This window comes from Paenibacillus sp. GCM10028914, assembly GCF_042666275.1.
Taxonomy (GTDB): Bacteria; Bacillota; Bacilli; order Paenibacillales; family Paenibacillaceae; genus Paenibacillus_AQ.
In genome coordinates this window covers 290,848-308,629 of the sequence record NZ_JBHTFO010000002.1, presented here as the reverse complement: position 1 = coordinate 308,629, position 17,782 = coordinate 290,848, and the positions used below count along the sequence as shown (strand labels likewise).

The window sequence follows — 17,782 nt, the reverse complement described above, 5'->3', positions numbered from 1 at the left end:
TTTTCATGTTCGTAATATGAATTGATTTTCATACTCTCTTATAATCTTGTAATAAGTGTTTTTTTTCAGCTCTAGCTTCTTCATAAATTCTACATCGGATAACTCATTATCTTTCCAGCGCGGATACTCCGAATCCAGTATGCCCTTTTGCCCAGGCGTAAAGAGTATTCAGGTTGATCTGCGGACGCCCCAGGTGTTTTCCCTTCTTTTTTGCTTCAGCAATTCCTTCAGCTTGTGCCTGTTTAATCCCTTTACATTCTTCTTCAGCCAGCCAACTCAGAATCTAAGGACTAAATCCATAATGAGCTGACCGATCCTCTTCCAGGTCTTCATACTTCCTTGTATCAAGAATAGGAATGAAGGTCGATCACAACAACGTGTATCTTGGCATCAATTAACCATTGCCACTCTTTTAGGATCTCTTGCTTGTTACGGCCAAACCTATTCTATTGATAGACTTAACAAACAAGATATCGCCTTCACGCAAAATACGCTTCAGGAGCTTATATTCAGGCCAATCGAAATTTCTTCCGCTGGCCTTGTCAATAAATATGTATTCATCCGGAATGCCCTGTTCTCGTAGCACTGTTATTTGTCTATCTTCGTTCTGATCTTTTGTTGATTATACCTTTACGGAGACTAAAGGTATTGAACATAATGTTGAGCGAACCCGTTTCCAAAGAGTGCTGGGATCAGTTTCTCTCATGTAAGCCACGATCACTATCAGGAAATTGTTCTTTGAATTTTTTTGCTCTCTCTCAGAAAGCAAGTATAATAAAATTAGGAAAATGAAACATTTTATAGTTTAATCTTTTCCTTCACAGACCTTATCAATTCGTTCAACATGTTGGTGAATATAATGTTTTAAAGTAGGAAATAATTATTGGTATAGAAAGGGCGGGGTAATATGTTTAAAAAAATATATTTAATAGCCTTTGCAGTGACTATTATTTCAGGAGTGGTATTAATATCGAATTCAAAAGCAGAGACCTATCCAGAAATGGAAACCGTAAATAAGACAGTTAAAAATCCTGTTAACACTAATTTTTCAACAAATAACGTGAAATCCGTAGAATCCGAAGAATCAGTAAAAAACGTAGAATCCGTAGAATCAAAAATCGCAAAAGGGAATTATAGTGAACTATATACACCTCATGGCATGTTCTTGCGAGCAGATGAACAAAGTATCTTTAAGGAATCGGAGATAGCAAGAAATTTAAATCAAATCGGGCCTACTACGAATCAACTAATTTTTGAAGGCGAGTTTTTTTTAAAAGTAGATGAAGCAGAATTTCTTAAAAATTATCCCAATTCGTTGCTCTTAAATAAAACCTTAAATGATGAAAACCCGACTGATACTGATGTTCCATCAAGTTCATCAAAATAGTATTTCATTTCATAAAGAAGGAGCCATTGTTTTCGACAATGACTCCTTCTTGGCCTTCTTGTTTTACTTAATCGTTGATTGATCCATATCCACTAGCAGTGGTAACTCCAATATTTTTTATTTTCAAAGCATAAGTACCCCCTTGAACACCGGAAAAAGTTATTGTTTTAGTAGCACTTGAATAGGTCTCGCCCGCTTTTTGCGTTGCCTTGGCAACGCCTAGCGCTTCATGGCCGTACTTCGTACCAGTTTTGAGCGTTTTCGCACCCTTGTTCACGAACTTCGCTCCTGTAGCCGCGCAGCCCGCAAAAGGAATGGCTACGGCTGCGGAAAGTAATGAAAAACCTTGATTGAGAGACTAGTACTCAATCAAGGTTTTCTTCATTGTCTTACGAATTTACTAAGAGATATTAATAAATTCCTCTCACAAAGCCCGAATCCCTAGATATCGGAATTAATTGGGCTTAAAAAGAGTATTTACAAAATCACTAAAACTAGGAGTAATTAATCTAATGCACTCTTTTTTCAATTCGTTATCTTCTGAAAAATAATCCATATCACAGAAGTAAATGGAACCTCTATCTTTCCCACTGACAGACATACAAATAAGGCTGTCTGCAGGATCTATCCCAATGGGTATAAAATTGGATGGGACTATATTGCCCAAATTGTACTTTTTGAAAAAATATTCTAATTCATCATCTTTTTCTTTACTAAGTGGAAGAAATAACATGATTGACGACGTTATTGTCTTATCATTTGTTTCAAACCTTCTTCTAACCGTTTTCCCACCATTATGACAAAGAAGAAAATTCTTATAGTCATCTGGTAGATTAAGATTATACGTTTCATCAAAAATTTTAATATTATTTTTATCAACTGGTTCAAATGAAAACTCAAATTCAATATTCACAAAAACCACCTACTATTTCATAGAATATAATTTATCTAGAAGTTCCGAAAAAGATTCACAAATGAGCGTTATAGATTCGTCCCCTACTTCTTCATGATCATAGAATACAATCGATGGAGATTCTTTGGTATAACGATAATCAAAACAAATTAAGTTGCCAAACGGGTCTCTACCAAATGGTATAATTCCCTTGGTAATCGAATCCTCTGAAAGATAATGAAACATGGTAATGTTTAGCTCACTATTTGTAAAACTAATCAGATCATTGAATACTCCTTGTGCGCCGTTATCATAATCAAAGTTATTAGGCTCAGGGTAACCACCATTAAATTTTTTGATGCAATCCTTATAATCTCTAGGGAAGGTCACTTCAAAAAGTTGTTCAACTAAAGCTATAGTAGCATCATCAACTGACTCCTCTACAAAAGTCCATTTTTCTAATCCCATGTTAACAACTCCAGTATTTTATTTTTCAATTTCCCAGATCGTCCTGACACCCCGTAGCAGTTTGACCTGTACCATCTTTATCCGAATAAGCCTCCAACTATTTCTCTGTCACAGTTACTTTTACATTATTCTCATTGTATACCCTATACACTTTAAAACCTCCTATGGGAGTTAATATCTTTAGTATTATATTTTTTTCAACCGATCCCCCCTGTTGTTCCATCATAATAACCTTTTAACAACCGGAGTTTTTATGTAAACAAAAAGCTCATTCCTCCTTATCGTCAAATTGGAATAAGCCTTAGATAGTTGTTATATGTATTTTTCAGTTCAATCTTTTTCTATGATTGTTCTAAAGTTGGAGTAATTCCTCATCATATTGCTACCATATGTACTGACTGTCTGATTGGATTCCTTTCTTTCTTGTAGTATAATATATTGAATTGATCATCTTACAAACCTTTCAATCACTGTTTTTTTATATTGCACTATACTCACGTTTAAAATCTTCGTATATCGAAAACGCATCAGCTAATATTTCTTTCAGTTCTTCATAATTACGGAATATTGGTTTTCTCACTTTGTCATTCTCTAATCCATCTAATTGTTCTTTTAGTATTCCCCATGTCCCACCCATCTTTAGTTCTGAATCCTTCCATACAGACCATATAAACTCAGCAGCACCGTATTTCAAGGAGATATTGAATTGAAACCTATAAGGACTGTAGGATTCTATAATCCTAAAGAATTTCTCCTTTTTGTTAAACGAAACCTCATACCCTAAGTCATTAATAATACTTTGTACTTCATCACTATCATAGTTTTCGAAACTCTCATTAGCATTAAACAAATACTTTTTAGCTATCTCCTTATATCTTTCAATAAACTTGATATTCATTAAAACAAAAACAATATCTTTATCTAACACGTTTACTCCTCCCTAAATCTGATTTCGATTCCATATTTATTTTTTGCCAAATCAATGTAGTCTTGTATTTGTTCTAAAAAACACCATAACACTGAGCATTTAGAGATGAAAAACTTTTGACTGACCAATAAATATTCTAAAATATTTTAATTACAACTCTTTTTGGATCAATTCTAGTACCCCTTCATCAAACCTGGCCCCAATAATATTCGCTCCTGCCCACTTTACACCATCCAATTTTGCATTAATAAAATTCGCTCCTTCGAAATTTCCATAAGCAAGATTTGCACCAGTGAAATCGACATCTCTGAAGTTTGCATCCTTTGCATTGACACCTGATAGATTTGCGTTTCGAAATGTACTACCATTAAACGCGGTGTCAAGTAAGTTTCCATTGGTTAGATCAACCTCATCAAAACATGCTCTGTCGCAAAAACTGATATTTATGCTTGCAAATCTCATGGTTGATTTATAGAAGTTTGCATCCCTAAAAAAGCAATCTGCAATATCAACATGTTCAAAATTACAGCTTCTTAAGTCAGCGGAATCAAAGTCACAATCACGAAAAGACGCTCTGATAAAAACGGTTGCCCTTAATTTAGCACCTGTAGCTGTCATTCGATCAGCCATGACTTCAGAAAGATCTGAAAAAGTAAAATCCATACTCGAAATATCTATTAATTCAACTATTTCATTTTTATATACAGAATCCGCTAACTTAGAAAGTATCTCCTCTCTTTCGCTTCTTTGATCAGCCATTATTTCTCCTCCTCGTCTCAGCATTTGTTATTTCTTCATATATCTTTTCCATGCTACGTTTGAATCAAAAAAAACGGAGCTCTTATCTTCACTAAAGGTGGGTATAGCGAATACTTCATATGGTTCCAAATACTCCATTACACCAATCCAGCGATCAAGTACTTCATTAGCATCTGCCTCCCAAGGCTTTTCTACAAGATCAATTCGAACACCTCCCCAATCCAAGTCTGTCACGTTGGCTGGGATATTCCTGATCACATCTCTACCAAATAAATCAAGTATATCTCCGCTAAAATAAGTTCGAGTTCCCATTCCCGTCGGACCACACGGTCCGAAGGTAACAGGAGCAGGTTGAGAGCAAAAATCCATCCATATATTTAAACGCTCACGTTCAGTTTGCCACGTCTCAGGACCTGGCCAAAAACCATGAGTAATTCCATACCTCGGCTTAATAACCCTTGCAATTTTGTCTGATAGTTCATAAAATTCAGGCCAAAGTTTTTTGGGTATTTTTTTGAAATAAAAACCAAAATAATTTCTGAAATTTGATATGAGATCGACTCTTCCCGAATACTCTATTGATTTTGCTCGCTGAAGGTATAGCTCTGAAAACCTTGGTTGTTTCAAATTAATCCTTTCCCTAATCTCATCACGGTCATAATCAACCTTTACCAGCTCACTATTTCCCCATGAAGTTGGTTTAAAATAATCGTTTGATTCAAAAACATTTAATATACTATCTATTACATCTATATCTTCTAATTCAACATTAGGAAACATAGAAATGCCAAAAACTTTAGGTAATTCACTCATAGTTTCAAATACCTCCAATTCAATTTATAGCTTCACCCATTTACCTTTTCCAGTTTTCATATTAACTACCCATTTATGAGTTACTGTACCACTAGAAGGATCGGTATAATATATCTCGCTGTCAACACCCAGAGGAGTACTTGGTCTTGGTTTCGGAGGCACACCATATAAATCTGGATTGTCACTTGACATTGTCACTATATGACGTCCGTCCTTACCAGCCTTCGCCATTTCCTTTTGTGCCCGCATCTGTGGATCATTGTAAATAACTTGATCGCCCTCACCAGTATGGTGCTTATGATCGTGTACTATTTCTATCTCATCATTTTTATTCATCCCAATACTATCAGGTCGCGTTATATGTCCTTCACTAGATGTAAATGTTTTCACCTTATCTTCATTGTTGTCTTTTGCATTGTTGTCTTTTAGTGGACGACCCAGATGTTGTTCCAGTGACTCTCTTCCCTTCCTTTCTTCTTCTCTTCCACGACTAGCATTTTTATTCAATCTTTCCTTTGTAATATTCCAATCTTCGCGGCTCCTCGGAACCTCACCCTTAGCTTCTTTATCTGTACAGTAACGTTCGTATCTTAAATCATCAGCGGCCTTGCTATCACCACGTGCTTCGGCCTCGTCAATCAACTTTCTATAATCTTGTTCAGTTTAGAGTTTTGATATAAAAAAAGCTCACTCCTAACCATAGTTAAGTTGGAGTAAGCTTCTTAATATTATCAGTTCTTTGTCAAGATATTTAGAGGGGTGCTTGCTGATCGCGCGCTCTTATTAAAATAGTTTGCTCAAAGGTATATAAACAGTCCTATATAATAAAGACCGCTTTGAGTCAGCTTCTAAATACCCCAATCCCTTCTCTAATTGAAACATCCAATTATTATTTCGCTGTAAATAACCCATTAATAAAATCATTAAAACTTCTTGTAATTAATCTAATATGCTCAGCTTCTACCTCAAGACTTTTATCTAAGTAATCATCATATCCCATATCGAAATGATACAAGCTCCCCTTCTCATCCCCATCTATGACCATACAAACCATATTGTTACGTGGTGTTTCACCTATTGGCAGATATTTTTTTTGAATTACATTTGAATTAGTATACACTTGATATTTCTTCTCCAAATTAGACTCTACTTCATCTGTCAAAGGGAAGAACAAAAGAATAGAAGATTCAACCTCGCCTTCTTTTAGTTCATCATTTGTAATAAACCTTCTTCGTGGTCCCGGTTTCCCACCGTTACTTAGTAACAAGAATTGTTTATAATCATTTGGCAGAGAAAAATCATATTTCATTTCGAATAATTCAATATCCTGCATGTTTACTGAAGGAAAAGAGTACTCAAAATCATTAATTTTCATAACTTATCCCCTTCCTTAACTCTTAAATTCATAAAAATCATCATTGTCTTCGTGTAATGTTTCTAGCAGTTCAGAAAAAGTATCGCATAATTCTATTATTCCTTCTTCACCTATTTCTTCATGATCACGAAACACAATGGATGGTGAATCCTTATTTTTTCTATAATCAAAACATAATTGGTTACCAAAAGGATCAGTTGCAAATGGGAATATACCCTCTGGCATATAATCACGAATAAATTCATAAACGACAACTATGTTCGGTTCGCTTGTGAAGCTTAGTAAATGTTCAAATACTCCCTCTCCCTCATCTTTGTAGAAAAATATATTTGGTTTAGGATGCCCACCATTATTTCTAATGACACACTCCCTATAATCCTTAGGGAATACTATGTCATATGTTCTTTCAACTTTATTTATAATATCTTCTGATACTTCTCCGACTACTCGCTCCCAAGTTATCCTCATAACATTTTCTCCATTAATTCTTTAATAATTTCTTTTTTTAGTTTACCACTTCTTGCTTTATTTCCTCCACCCCAGTATGCTCTACCACCAGTATGTGAGGCCAAATGTTCGGTATAATCAACTAATTGCATTCTCCCACTATCCTGGTGATGGTGCCATGTATAATAATCAGGTTTCTCTCCCTTTTTAAATAGTTCTAGTTCTTCTTTTGTAAATCGCTCCTTCAGCTTCGGATCTTTCATCGCTCTTTCATAAATATCCCGTGAACAGTAACTAAATTGTTCTGTGTCCCCAGCCAAATATAGTTTTTTGGGAAGAGACGTATCGTATTTCGAATTGAATATAGCGTTGCCCTTCTGATCATAAGTCACTTTAATTTCCTTACCGTTTTTTTCTAATGTATAAGTTACTGTTCCATCGTCATTTTCAGTTTTTTTCTTGAATTTTTTCGGTTCTAGCGCTTTCCTAGTATACGGTGGCAAGCTATCCGCTGCATCTTCCATTGATTTATCTACTAATTTATCAAATTCCTCTTTGGATGGTTTACTACCTTCAGAACCTAACTTCTCCTTTTCCTTTCTTTCACGTTTATTTTTATCTTCCCTATCGTCCCTATCTTCTCTTTCCCGCTCTTTCTCATCTTTTCCTTTATCTTTATCCTTATCCCGATCCTTAAGCGGCTTGTCCTTTGGCTTTTCATCCTTATCCTTAGTCGGCGTGTCCTTCTTCTTTCCATCCTTATCCTTCCGCGGCTTGCCGCCACCAGAACCACCAGAGCCACCACTCGAACCGCCGCCTGAGGCAATGCCGTTGTTGCTGCCGCCGCCCCTCTTCTTGCCGCCACCGCCGCCTAAGCCTAAGACCATGCCAATGGCCATTGCATATCTTTCATCGATGACTTCACTCAGAGCTTCTAGGCCCGCATTTAAGACCATTTCCTGGCTGGCCCCGACAGCGAATCCGATCGCCATGCCCTTCATGGTGTCTTTCATCTTCTGTATGTCACTGAACTGTTCTTTAATCTCTTCTATCTTCCGTGCTGCAGTCTTGACCTTGCCAGGAGATGGTGCGAATTTCGCCGTGTTAGCTGCCGCGTCTCCGGTTTTTTGCACTGTCTTGGCAACGCTTAGCGCTTCATCGCCGTATTTCGCCCCAGCTTTGAGCGCTTTTGCGCCCTTGTTCACGAACTTCGCTCCTGTTGCTGCCCAACCTGCAAATGGAATGGCTGCGGCTGCGGACAGAGCTGCATTGGTGTAGTCGCCACGTGCGGTATAGATGGCGGCATTCGTGAGGTCCGCAATTTCGCCTACGCCGGGGATCATACCCACGACATCCAAGGCTACCTGTACGCCGTCCAGCATCTTGTCCCAGAAGCCCTTCTTCTTCTCCGGCGGGGGCGGTAGCTGCGGTGGCGGAGGGTCTTCCGGTTCCGGCACTGGCGGCAGATCCGGTACGAAGACCGGCCCTTTGATCAGGCCCTCCAGCTTGACTTCCGTTCCCTGTATGTCTGCTTTTCCGTCCAGAATGAGGCTACTTTCCTTACACAACAGGTAGATCGCTTCTTCCGCAGTTATCTCTAGCTTCTTCTCCGCCGTCAGCTCGATATCCTGCTGTGCCATCACCATAATTGTGCTATCACTTACGATCTGAATACCTTCTCCGGCATCCAAGTTAATGAACAAACTTCCCTCTTTGGCGATCAGCGACATATGATTGGGACCCATCTGCATTTCTTTGCCGTGGTTGGTTCCCCAGGTCTTCATGTTCGGATCCTGCGTTTTTGGGGAGCTTCCTCCTCCTTTGCGCACCGATCCCTGTGCCAATGCCTTCTCCTCTTTAAAGCCTGGTATGTATAGTTGTACGGCATCGCCTGGCTGCGGCATGCAGTAAAAACCGCTGTTACCTTCGGCCGTATATACAGATGAATACGGAAACCAGACGGCATTGTCCTTAGCCTGAGAATCATCGATATCCAAATGCAGCCGTACCGTATCCTGCTTCACATCAATGATCCGGCCTTCCAGGGATGCGCCAGTAATCGCCGTGTTGTATACTGGCTTCTGACGGATACCCTCTTCAGGCATCAGGGTGTATTCGAAACGAATTTGTCCACCATCCATCACTGCGGTGGAACCTGCAACCGTCAGCTCCTGATCTTGAAAATCAATCCGGTCACCCAATTGGACATATCGGTCGCTCACCACGGTATATGGGGACACGGGAGTCTCGTCAAGATCTCCGAGCACCCCGCCATCCGGCCCCCGCTGCTCCCATATCCGCCCGGCGGCAAAACCCGGTTCTTCCTCCAGACGGCAGACGTTTCCTTCCGGAACACCAAACCAGAACTTCGGCCCGCTCTCGGCAGTCGCTTCTGGAATCAGTACCGTGCCGAACCGGGACGCAAGCCGTTTCATAAACTCCCAATCCGTTTCCCTGTATTGCAAGGTGAATTGATCCAGGTTCCCGGCTTCCGGCGCTACAGTGATCGAATCAGCACCCGGGTATTCTCGAATGATGTGATCTAACAACTCATCATAAGACATTCCTGTATTCTGAAAAGAGCGGTTCTTCTTCCGGATATCCATCCGGCTGGTCAGCGATAAAGCTTCCAGTTCAACCCTATATACACCACGTACATGCCTGACCGTAAGTTCGGTGATCTCGCCGCAAAACAGCCTGCGTACATCTTCGCCCTCCCGGCGCAGACTCACCAATATGTTGTTAGACGAAATATCTGATTCAATACAAGCTTCCTTCATCTCCTCCGGGATCGTACCCGTCAGCTTCAGGCGAGCATGCTCATTTACCCTTCGCTCAATGGTCAGCTCATGAAGCGTCTGTATTTCGAACGGAGCTACAAGCTGCACTTCCCCGTATCCCGAAGGCTTTACAGCTGTTTCCATAAGACTCCCCCTTTACATGGAACCATTCTTCAACCGTTTAAGCCTCCTGGCCGTCATCAACAATCGTGATCTCTCCACAGTACATACAGCTGTTCCTGCAGGTGTTCAGCAGTGCCGGCTCATTCTCGATCAACACATCATCCTTACCGCCCATCCAAGGCATCGTTATGATCGGTGTGCATGGTGCTTTTCGCACCCAGCCGTCCACAATCATTGGCTCTAGCTCTGCATCCGGATTGTCAGGATCGGGAGCAGGTGTATTCGCAGCCTGTACAGCGGGATTGCTCATGCTGCGGCAATTGCCGAAAGGCTTGATATTCAACATAGGTTGATAATCCTGGATATTCATCTGAGCCTTGTCCTTAATAAACACGCCGTGACTAACAGGCATCGTCAATGCAACCGCTTGTGTACCGAAAGAGCAGGTCAGAACTGCTCCCGCGACAACATAGCTTTTTTCCGGTTCTCCCATGCTAATGGGATTCGGAGCCATTCTTCTAAGCATTCTCAACCAACTCTCCCTTCCGCTCTTCAACTTCCACAGACTTAAGACAAAAACCGATGCTTTCTCTGCGAAGAAACGCTTCGGCCAGTGCAAGATTTACGATGATGATAGGCTCTCGTATTCCCTTTGGCCGGAACAGCGTATGCCTCCCGGCTTTTTCCTTATCGATGAAAATCCTTGATATGGTGCCGTCCTTATTAAACTCCGTCTTCTCTCCGAGTACATCCAGTACCGGAGGGGAGATGACCCAGTACAGCTCCTGCCTAAGCAATTCTGGATTCCCGATGACAACAGGCCTTTTCAGCACACCCGGTGCCGCCATATCCACTAGATACTTTAAGCGATTCGATAATAGTGGAACGGGAGAGTCCAGATAATCCGGATATTCGCCTTTTCCAGACCTGAGATGAAGCATTCCCGCATTTCCGCCTTGATCCAGCCCATCTTTCCCCGGTTGCTTGTTCCAAACGGCTTGTTCCCACACCGGGGTGATGACATCAATTACACGATCATCCCGCTCCAACACGAAATATTCCATCTTCATTCCCTCCTCTCATCACCGCTCTACGGGCAAGCGATCAAATACCGCATCCTGAAGATCCGCCCCCGTAAAATCCGCTCCTTCCAGCCGAGCCCCTGTAAACAAGGCGCCGTTGAGCGCCGCGCCTCGAAAATCCGCTCCTTCCAGATTCGCCCCGCGGAAATCAACCGCCCGGTATCCTGGCATGGTCCAGATCGTTGCTTCTGGTCTGCCCTTCATTCCGAGAGCACCAGCGAAGCTCGTACCGCGCAGGTCGCAGCCCCGGAAATCCGCTTCTGCAATGAGACTGTGCGATAGATCCGCATTTTTCATACAACTTCCAGCAAAAACCGTCCCAAGCAGAACCGATTCCGCCAGCACAGCAGCTTCTAGTTCACAACCTGATAAATCGGCATATCGCAGATCCGACTCACGGCCCGACAGCTCAGTTAAATCGAGCTTCCGAAGGTCTTCATAGGCATAGTCATTGCTTCTCTCAGGACGGTTCAAAGATATTCGCACCGCATCTGTATCCTTAATTGTTCTGTCCCGTTTATATACAACCTCGCTAACATCGAGGTATTCACCGACACGAACCTCGAATACCTCGGTCATTTCAAGCTGAGCGAACTCTGCGGATGCCGAGGCTTCTTCCATAGCCAGCCGCCCGATACCGATGATATAGGCATGAACCTGTGCAGCCTCTCGCTGCAGCATACAATCCAAATCTGCTGCTCCGATCTGTCCGGCATAAGGCCTTGCTGCTTCAGCGATCTCCCTCCTATATTGATGGAGATAATCGAACGCCCAGGCAGAATCATAGGTATCACGGTATGGCGAAGAGTCTAGAAACCATGATTCATCCGCAGCTTCAATCCGATATACCGAACGTCCAGCAGCGAGCTGGGTACGGAGCAGGGAATAGGTAATATATGAAACAGGGCCTTTGCGGCCTGCCCGCTGAATAGCCCCTACATTCCGGCATAGGCGGCGGAAAGATTCAGCCCACTCGGCCGCGAATACCTCCCCTTTTCGCTGATAAGCTTCTTCAATCTGTAACAGCATTTGATGCCGCAGCGGCGCAGCTTTCTGTTCATCGAACTCTCTCAATAACTCCTGTTTGTTCATGCTTACACTCCCATCATGACCCAACCTGAAGTCAGTTCGTCTTCAATTCCTGTCCAACGATCTCTGTATTGCCGTCCATCTTGATATTGCTCTCCTTGCAGGTAATGCTCAGCTCTTCGCCAGCGGAAATCAAAATCTTCTTCTGTGATTCCATCATGATGTCTTCCTTGGCGATAATCTGAATCTTCTGGCTGCTGCTGATCTGTATACCGTCCGTATCACTGAGACGAATGAAGATATCCCCATCCTTGGCTGTAATCAATACTTCGGAAGGTGTGAGCATCAGCTCTTTACCGGAAGCTGTACGGAAAAATTTATTGTCCGGATTACCCAGCTTGTTATTCGTCCCTTCCGCCTTATCCTGACGTACCGAGCTTAGCGCGATCGCATCATCTTCCTTGTTCGATGGAATGTAGACACGAACGGTGTCTCCCTTCTCAGGCATGACATACCATCCGCTGTTCCCCTCTGCCGTATAGACCGACGAATAAGGAAAACGATATGCCTCCCCAGGATTCTGCTCCTTGTCGATCTCTAAGTGGACCTTCACCGTATCCTGAACGACCTCAATGATCTTCCCCTGAATTGACACACCAGTAACGGGTTCATTGAACAACTCCGGACGACTTAATCCTTTACGCGTACAAAGCGTATATAAGTGCTTCAACAGACCATTCTTCATCTCTGTATGTGCCGCCTTCACAATCAGCATCTTGTCCTTGAACCGGACGGCATCACCGATATTCAGCACCTGTTCCTGCGTCTCCACCTCGTAATAGATGAAGTCGTTCTCTTCTAGCGAAGGATTATGATTCTCCACCGCCGTACGGTATGAGCCCATTTGTTTTCTAACCGTATAATGATAGTTATCTAGATTCCCCTTCACGCCGCCTTCTGGCATTCCAAAAAACAGCTTCGGCTTGTCAAAGGTCGTCGCAGGAACCAGCCCAGTATGAAAACGGGATGCGATCCTTTTCAAGAAAGCCCAATCGGTCTCAAAATACTGCATCGTAAATTTGCCAAGCGCTTTCCCGCCTGTCGCATCATCCAAAATATCGATATCAGGATAATCCTGTGCCACAATATCCAGCATAGAGCCGTAAATCATTCCGGTATTCTGAAAGGAACGGCTCTTTCTTTTAACATCCAGCTTATAACTGTGAGACACAGCTTCCACCTCGAGATAATAAATCCCGCGAACCATCTTGACCTCGATCCCAAGGACGATTCCGCTGAACAGAGCCTGAGACTCGCCCTGCCCATCAAGCTGACTCACTTCCACAATCGTATCCTGATCCGTCATCTCCACATAACTGTGCTGCATTTCCTCCGGGATGATACCGGTAAAGCGAAGCCTGGCATGCTCATTAATTTCTTTGACCAGAGATAGCTCCTGCAAATTGACAAGCTGATAAGGAGTCACCTGTAAATTCCCATACGTAATGACAGAGACTGCGCTCATCGTCCGATTCCTCCTTGTAATGCGGCATTATGGATATCACCGGCATTCCACCTAATGGAACGAAGCATAGCCTGTGCTACCGGTTTCCATTCAGGCTGCTGTTCCTCCAAGCAGTTGAATGTAATTAACAGAGCTCGATCATTGACGGATGCAAATAACATCAGATTATACACACTGCTGTTCAGCGTAGGGATTACAAATTCACATGCTCCCGTCTTTCGTTCGTCGATGATCTCCTCATGTTCTCCAAGCCAGCGTTCAATAGGCTGTGTGCTGCGCATCATTTGGCACATCGCTTGCTGAAAGTCTTCCAGCTCACTTTCGTCAAGCAACGTAGAGGTGAGGTTAAAAGCAAGGTTAAGCGTGTGTGTCTCATCTGTAAAAATAAACTCAGGCCTGTGCTCGGATGGATACTTCAGCCTTGCTTCCTCCGGCCTCATTAGACGAAATGTCTTCGGTATCCGAAGCGACAGCTTACCGTCCAGAACGGTAACAGTCTGAAACGGAATCGTCTCTCCGTCGATTGTGAGAAATGCCCGGTGTACATCCACCTCTTCCAAGGTCTCGTCCGCCACTTTCTTCTCCTCAGCAGCCGATTCATCAGCTCCCTCAAGGCTGTGGGTCAACGCGATTATTGTCTCGTCTATATGATGTTGATTCATGATTGATCACCTTCCTTTCCCGTTCTCGCATCCCTTCATCTACCCTCTAATCAATCCACCAGCATCCGCTGTATCCCGCTTCCTCGATAATCGTTTCTTCCCCTTGAACCGCTTCGGATTTCCTCAAGAATTCGGTTCAGATATTTATGAATTTGTCCGTTATCAAGCGTCCGATAGCCCGTACCAAGACGGATTCCGATATAATACAGTACAGCATCGCGGCAAGTCGGCCTTTCACTGGAAAGAACCTGCATGGCAAACGCATAATCATTGGCCTGCCCCCCTCCGGCATCCATAACCATTCGCGCAAAATACCGCAGTGCATCCGGATAAAACGTACTCTTATCCAGTGAAGCATATGCTGCATAAATACGATTTAATGTATTAAACTCCGTAGCAAAATCAGCGAAGCTCTCATAGGACGAGCGCAGGCTCGCTCCGGGCTTCAGCTTAAAGCGGGCAAGCTCAAGCTCGGATGAAGGATCGGCAGACCGGCCGTCCAGTACAATCTCCACCGGGTAGGCCATGAAATCCTTCCCGTGCTGCTCAGGCAGACACCTGATCCGCAGCACCTGTTCCGTACCATGAGATGCGTAGCTGATCTGCTGCTCCTCTTCTATCACATAGACTTTTCCGGCCTGTTTGATGACTCCCTTGGATATCATTAGCGTGTTCTCTCTTACCGTGATATCCATGCCTGCTACAATCCCATCCGATAAATCAGTGTGCAGAATGTCCAGCATCCAGCGGGGATAGTCTCTCAGATTCTCCAGCATCTCCAGCTTGAGGATTCTGCCTTTGGTGAATACAGGATAATGATTGTGTAACAAGGCTTCATTCCTCCTTTCACATCTGCCGATTATTTCAATCCGTCAAAAAAGTCCAGCTCCGACAAATCATTCTCGAATGCAAAAAATGACTTCGGTCCGATCGATAGCTGTTCATTCTGCCGTGCCACGGGAACGACATGGAATCCCCAGTGATTGTTGCCCGAGAATACAAAAAACTTAACTTCCCCGTTCATAATGGAGTCCGTCTCATCTTGCGGAATATGCTCGCCATACTCCTGTTCAATCTGGCTGTACATAACGGATCGGTAGCGGGATGAATCATTGGTGTATACATATTTATGTCTGAGGCCGCCTTCACTATCCTTAAGAAAGAGTTCAATCTGACTCACATCAGCAGGACGGGAAATCGATCCATGAATGGAGTTCAGTCGTTCGAGGCTGCTTACAAGCGCTCTTTCCTGTCCGTTATGTGTGTAAGCTGTTACTGAATAAGGAACAACCGGTGCATGATGCGAAATAGTTGCTTCGATCTTCCCGGCATTTCGTGCGCTCAGATAGCGAAGTGCACCGCGCAAGCAGGCGAGTTTAAGCTCAGGAACCTGACCGGCTTCGGCCGACTTTTGTTTAAATTCGATACTTCTGCCAGGTACGAACTCCTTGAGCGCTTCCCGGAATACATCGATCCGGCAGGACTGGCCTGTCAGCTTGATAATCGAATAATCCTGGAGTGTTCCCTGTCGATAGAAATCGTCCAGGAATTTGCGGACAATCTCATAAATATCTGCCTTGATCAGGTGGTTGATTTCCTTAATGTTGAACACCACATCCGGATACTGATACACTTCTCTGAATTCGCCGTTCTCGAGGATGGACAGATACCATTTGTCGAGCGCCGTAATTTTAAGATCATTCTCCTGCCGTGTTTCTTCATTGCCTTGGAAACGATTCCGCAAAATTCCCGTCCTGTGAAAGAACTCCTTCTTCATGCTCTCAGCCATTTCCCACAGGAAGTAGAAGTTGTTCCGTACCCTGAGATAATCCTCACGGGAGCGGTTTTCATAACGTTTAAAATATGTAGGAATGATGTCTTCGGCTTCACGATATGTTGCTTCAAAGTTCTCGTACACGGCATGAACACCGAATTCATCCACATAGCGGAATATGTCGTTGGACGGAACATCAATCAATCGGTCAATATCTGCTTCTGTTCTTCCACCGCGGTAACAGGAAGCAAACACAATCTTCATAAATTGAAGAATTCGGAACGTAATATTGTTGCCGCCAAAGTTCGTATCTCCGTTCTCATACGAAGTGTTAATATCAATTTTGTAGGAGATGTGGCCGTCTTCTATCCTGAAGTCACAGGAAGATAAATCTGTCGTTCCTCCGCCGCAATCAATGACCAGTGCTTTGTAAGTCTCCCCGTCCAAAAACGTATTGTTCTCGATCTGATCGGATATCGTGTTAAACAGTACAGATAACCCTTCATCCAGCTGTTTCTCACTCTCGATCGTGTACTCCGGCAGGACTTCCGCGAACATCTGGCTGAATTGAGGTTTCATCTTAACCGGACTTGAAATATGCAAATGACGGAATCGGCATTTGAATTGGTGCTCTGCCATGGCGATAACATGCAAAAGATAGGCACGGATCATGTCACTACGCTTGATCACGGCCATATTGCCCTGTTCATCCATGACCTCTTCGGTACGATCGTAATCATTCACCCAGCGCTTTAATCCATGGAATACAGAACAATGGGAGCTGTAACCGCTGCTTCGCATCAGTTTCAATGCATCAAATCCGTAAGTGTACTCCATTCGGTCCGGATCAGAGCAGTCTTTAACCGCAATGACGGTAGGAAGCAGCTCAATCCACTCCTCGGTTCTGCCCGTCCGATCAGGAAATGAAACATAATTGACTGCATCTGGCCGAATCCGGTCGTTGATCATGTCTGCAGCAGCAGATGAACCGGTATGTCTCATATCCAGATATGCTCCAGCTGTTGTATTGGTTGTCCCAAAATCAATGGCGAGCACCGTATCCGTCTCTTCCAGTTCTCTAATCTCCAGCTCAGATACCGGAATACGGTAGAAATACAGATTCGCAGGAGGCAAAGGCTCTTCTTCGTAATAAGTCCTATATAAATAATCTGAGTCCTGCTCTCGGAAAAACATCAGACTATAGCTTCGGTTGAGCGTTTTGCGAATATCAGCATTCTGATCTGCCGTAAGGCAGAAGACTCCAGGCTGCTCTCCATCCTTGACCAGATTTAGAACCGCACATAACTGCTGATGTTCATTCACCAGAAGGACATTAGATTCGGAGAGGAGAGATCCAGCCGATACCTGATATCCATCCAGCCGGTCTACCTTAAGCCCGGGATACAGTATGATTCGTGCAGGTACTTGAATGCTGTCTTCACCGTACAGCGGCTGGGTCATGTATTTAGACAAGACCATCTCAAGTCTTTCAAATCCGCCTTCTTTTTTCCCTGAAATCAAGCGGCTCTTCTGTGCGCCTCTGTATTTCAAAATCGTGCGAATGAGCTTATCTCGATCCATTGTATTGATGTAACCCTGCACTAGCTTTTCCCTATAACAAATCTCCCGCAGTTGAAAAGTAGTCAGGCCGGACAGTTCATTTTCCGTATATTTGCGGTCGACACCCGGATCCCTCGCTTCACGCCCGGTATGCAGCCGGTATGAGAACATGCTTGTC

Annotated in this window: 19 protein-coding genes; 1 reads left to right on the top strand and 18 read right to left on the bottom strand. The window is 43.3% G+C overall.

Going from position 1 to position 17,782, the window contains the following annotated elements; genetic code table 11:
• Positions 1-412: 412 nt before the first annotated feature.
• Positions 413-586 (bottom strand): recombinase family protein, encoded by a 174-nt coding sequence (locus ACFQV5_RS02100; RefSeq protein ID WP_379243133.1) that lies wholly within the window; start codon positions 584-586, stop codon positions 413-415.
• A 321-nt stretch (positions 587-907) separates the two neighbouring features.
• On the opposite strand from ACFQV5_RS02100, the gene ACFQV5_RS02095 reads away from it, so the two are divergent.
• Complete coding sequence (locus tag ACFQV5_RS02095; RefSeq protein ID WP_379243131.1) at positions 908-1,387, top strand: hypothetical protein; 480 nt, start codon at positions 908-910, stop codon at positions 1,385-1,387.
• A gap of 67 nt (positions 1,388-1,454) precedes the next feature.
• Here the strand turns inward: ACFQV5_RS02095 and ACFQV5_RS02090 are convergent, their stop codons facing one another.
• From ACFQV5_RS02090 to ACFQV5_RS02010, 17 genes are all read right to left on the bottom strand, one after another.
• A complete protein-coding gene (locus ACFQV5_RS02090; protein ID WP_379243129.1) occupies positions 1,455-1,664 on the bottom strand; it encodes a hypothetical protein in 210 nt (69 codons plus the stop codon).
• Between the two features lie 177 nt (positions 1,665-1,841).
• Positions 1,842-2,300 carry an SMI1/KNR4 family protein gene (locus ACFQV5_RS02085; protein ID WP_379243127.1) on the bottom strand — a complete coding sequence of 153 codons (459 nt, stop codon included), beginning with the start codon at positions 2,298-2,300 and terminating at the stop codon, positions 1,842-1,844.
• Positions 2,301-2,312: 12 nt separating this feature from the next.
• Positions 2,313-2,747 carry an SMI1/KNR4 family protein gene (locus ACFQV5_RS02080; RefSeq protein WP_379243125.1) on the bottom strand — a complete coding sequence of 145 codons (435 nt, stop codon included), beginning with the start codon at positions 2,745-2,747 and terminating at the stop codon, positions 2,313-2,315.
• A gap of 478 nt (positions 2,748-3,225) precedes the next feature.
• Entirely contained in the window at positions 3,226-3,675 is a 450-nt protein-coding gene (locus ACFQV5_RS02075) for a hypothetical protein (RefSeq protein WP_379243123.1), read from the bottom strand.
• A gap of 150 nt (positions 3,676-3,825) precedes the next feature.
• Positions 3,826-4,434 carry a pentapeptide repeat-containing protein gene (locus tag ACFQV5_RS02070; RefSeq protein WP_379243120.1) on the bottom strand — a complete coding sequence of 203 codons (609 nt, stop codon included), beginning with the start codon at positions 4,432-4,434 and terminating at the stop codon, positions 3,826-3,828.
• Between the two features lie 27 nt (positions 4,435-4,461).
• A complete protein-coding gene (locus tag ACFQV5_RS02065) occupies positions 4,462-5,247 on the bottom strand; it encodes a hypothetical protein (protein ID WP_379243118.1) in 786 nt (261 codons plus the stop codon).
• 24 nt (positions 5,248-5,271) lie between these two features.
• Positions 5,272-5,889: an ADP-ribosyltransferase gene (locus tag ACFQV5_RS02060; RefSeq protein ID WP_379243116.1), complete on the bottom strand. Its 618-nt coding sequence runs from the start codon at positions 5,887-5,889 to the stop codon at positions 5,272-5,274.
• Between the two features lie 247 nt (positions 5,890-6,136).
• On the bottom strand, positions 6,137-6,622 hold the full coding sequence (locus ACFQV5_RS02055; RefSeq protein ID WP_379243114.1) for an SMI1/KNR4 family protein: 486 nt from the start codon (positions 6,620-6,622) through the stop codon (positions 6,137-6,139).
• 15 nt (positions 6,623-6,637) lie between these two features.
• Entirely contained in the window at positions 6,638-7,090 is a 453-nt protein-coding gene (locus tag ACFQV5_RS02050) for an SMI1/KNR4 family protein (protein ID WP_379243112.1), read from the bottom strand.
• Positions 7,087-9,993, bottom strand: coding sequence for an HNH endonuclease (locus ACFQV5_RS02045; protein WP_379243110.1), 2,907 nt, complete (start codon positions 9,991-9,993; stop codon positions 7,087-7,089). The genes ACFQV5_RS02050 and ACFQV5_RS02045 overlap by 4 nt, the downstream gene beginning before the upstream one ends.
• Before the next feature lie 37 nt (positions 9,994-10,030).
• Positions 10,031-10,465: a DUF4280 domain-containing protein gene (locus ACFQV5_RS02040; protein ID WP_379243154.1), complete on the bottom strand. Its 435-nt coding sequence runs from the start codon at positions 10,463-10,465 to the stop codon at positions 10,031-10,033.
• A gap of 25 nt (positions 10,466-10,490) precedes the next feature.
• Complete coding sequence (locus ACFQV5_RS02035) at positions 10,491-11,036, bottom strand: hypothetical protein (protein ID WP_379243108.1); 546 nt, start codon at positions 11,034-11,036, stop codon at positions 10,491-10,493.
• Between the two features lie 18 nt (positions 11,037-11,054).
• Entirely contained in the window at positions 11,055-12,146 is a 1,092-nt protein-coding gene (locus ACFQV5_RS02030) for a pentapeptide repeat-containing protein (protein ID WP_379243106.1), read from the bottom strand.
• A gap of 31 nt (positions 12,147-12,177) precedes the next feature.
• On the bottom strand, positions 12,178-13,608 hold the full coding sequence (locus ACFQV5_RS02025) for a hypothetical protein (RefSeq protein ID WP_379243104.1): 1,431 nt from the start codon (positions 13,606-13,608) through the stop codon (positions 12,178-12,180).
• On the bottom strand, positions 13,605-14,270 hold the full coding sequence (locus tag ACFQV5_RS02020; RefSeq protein ID WP_379243102.1) for a hypothetical protein: 666 nt from the start codon (positions 14,268-14,270) through the stop codon (positions 13,605-13,607). Before ACFQV5_RS02020 ends, ACFQV5_RS02025 begins: the two co-directional genes overlap by 4 nt.
• A gap of 50 nt (positions 14,271-14,320) precedes the next feature.
• Positions 14,321-15,100 carry a DNA and RNA helicase gene (locus ACFQV5_RS02015; RefSeq protein ID WP_379243100.1) on the bottom strand — a complete coding sequence of 260 codons (780 nt, stop codon included), beginning with the start codon at positions 15,098-15,100 and terminating at the stop codon, positions 14,321-14,323.
• A gap of 29 nt (positions 15,101-15,129) precedes the next feature.
• Positions 15,130-17,775, bottom strand: a complete 2,646-nt coding sequence (locus ACFQV5_RS02010; RefSeq protein ID WP_379243098.1) for a molecular chaperone — start codon at positions 17,773-17,775, stop codon at positions 15,130-15,132.
• Positions 17,776-17,782: the final 7 nt, after the last annotated feature.

What these genes read in the sequence shown, in the direction of transcription:
- ACFQV5_RS02020 (WP_379243102.1), bottom strand. Translation starts at nt 14,270, where the DNA reads ATGAATCAACATCATATAGACGAGACAATAATCGCGTTGACCCACAGC.
- ACFQV5_RS02055 (WP_379243114.1), bottom strand. Translation starts at nt 6,622, where the DNA reads ATGAAAATTAATGATTTTGAGTACTCTTTTCCTTCAGTAAACATGCAG.
- ACFQV5_RS02030 (WP_379243106.1), bottom strand. Translation starts at nt 12,146, where the DNA reads ATGAACAAACAGGAGTTATTGAGAGAGTTCGATGAACAGAAAGCTGCG.
- ACFQV5_RS02080 (WP_379243125.1), bottom strand. Translation starts at nt 2,747, where the DNA reads ATGGGATTAGAAAAATGGACTTTTGTAGAGGAGTCAGTTGATGATGCT.
- ACFQV5_RS02045 (WP_379243110.1), bottom strand. Translation starts at nt 9,993, where the DNA reads ATGGAAACAGCTGTAAAGCCTTCGGGATACGGGGAAGTGCAGCTTGTA.
- ACFQV5_RS02065 (WP_379243118.1), bottom strand. Translation starts at nt 5,247, where the DNA reads ATGAGTGAATTACCTAAAGTTTTTGGCATTTCTATGTTTCCTAATGTT.
- ACFQV5_RS02050 (WP_379243112.1), bottom strand. Translation starts at nt 7,090, where the DNA reads ATGAGGATAACTTGGGAGCGAGTAGTCGGAGAAGTATCAGAAGATATT.
- ACFQV5_RS02095 (WP_379243131.1), top strand. Translation starts at nt 908, where the DNA reads ATGTTTAAAAAAATATATTTAATAGCCTTTGCAGTGACTATTATTTCA.
- ACFQV5_RS02070 (WP_379243120.1), bottom strand. Translation starts at nt 4,434, where the DNA reads ATGGCTGATCAAAGAAGCGAAAGAGAGGAGATACTTTCTAAGTTAGCG.
- ACFQV5_RS02025 (WP_379243104.1), bottom strand. Translation starts at nt 13,608, where the DNA reads ATGAGCGCAGTCTCTGTCATTACGTATGGGAATTTACAGGTGACTCCT.
- ACFQV5_RS02010 (WP_379243098.1), bottom strand. Translation starts at nt 17,775, where the DNA reads ATGTTCTCATACCGGCTGCATACCGGGCGTGAAGCGAGGGATCCGGGT.
- ACFQV5_RS02040 (WP_379243154.1), bottom strand. Translation starts at nt 10,465, where the DNA reads ATGGGAGAACCGGAAAAAAGCTATGTTGTCGCGGGAGCAGTTCTGACC.
- ACFQV5_RS02035 (WP_379243108.1), bottom strand. Translation starts at nt 11,036, where the DNA reads ATGGAATATTTCGTGTTGGAGCGGGATGATCGTGTAATTGATGTCATC.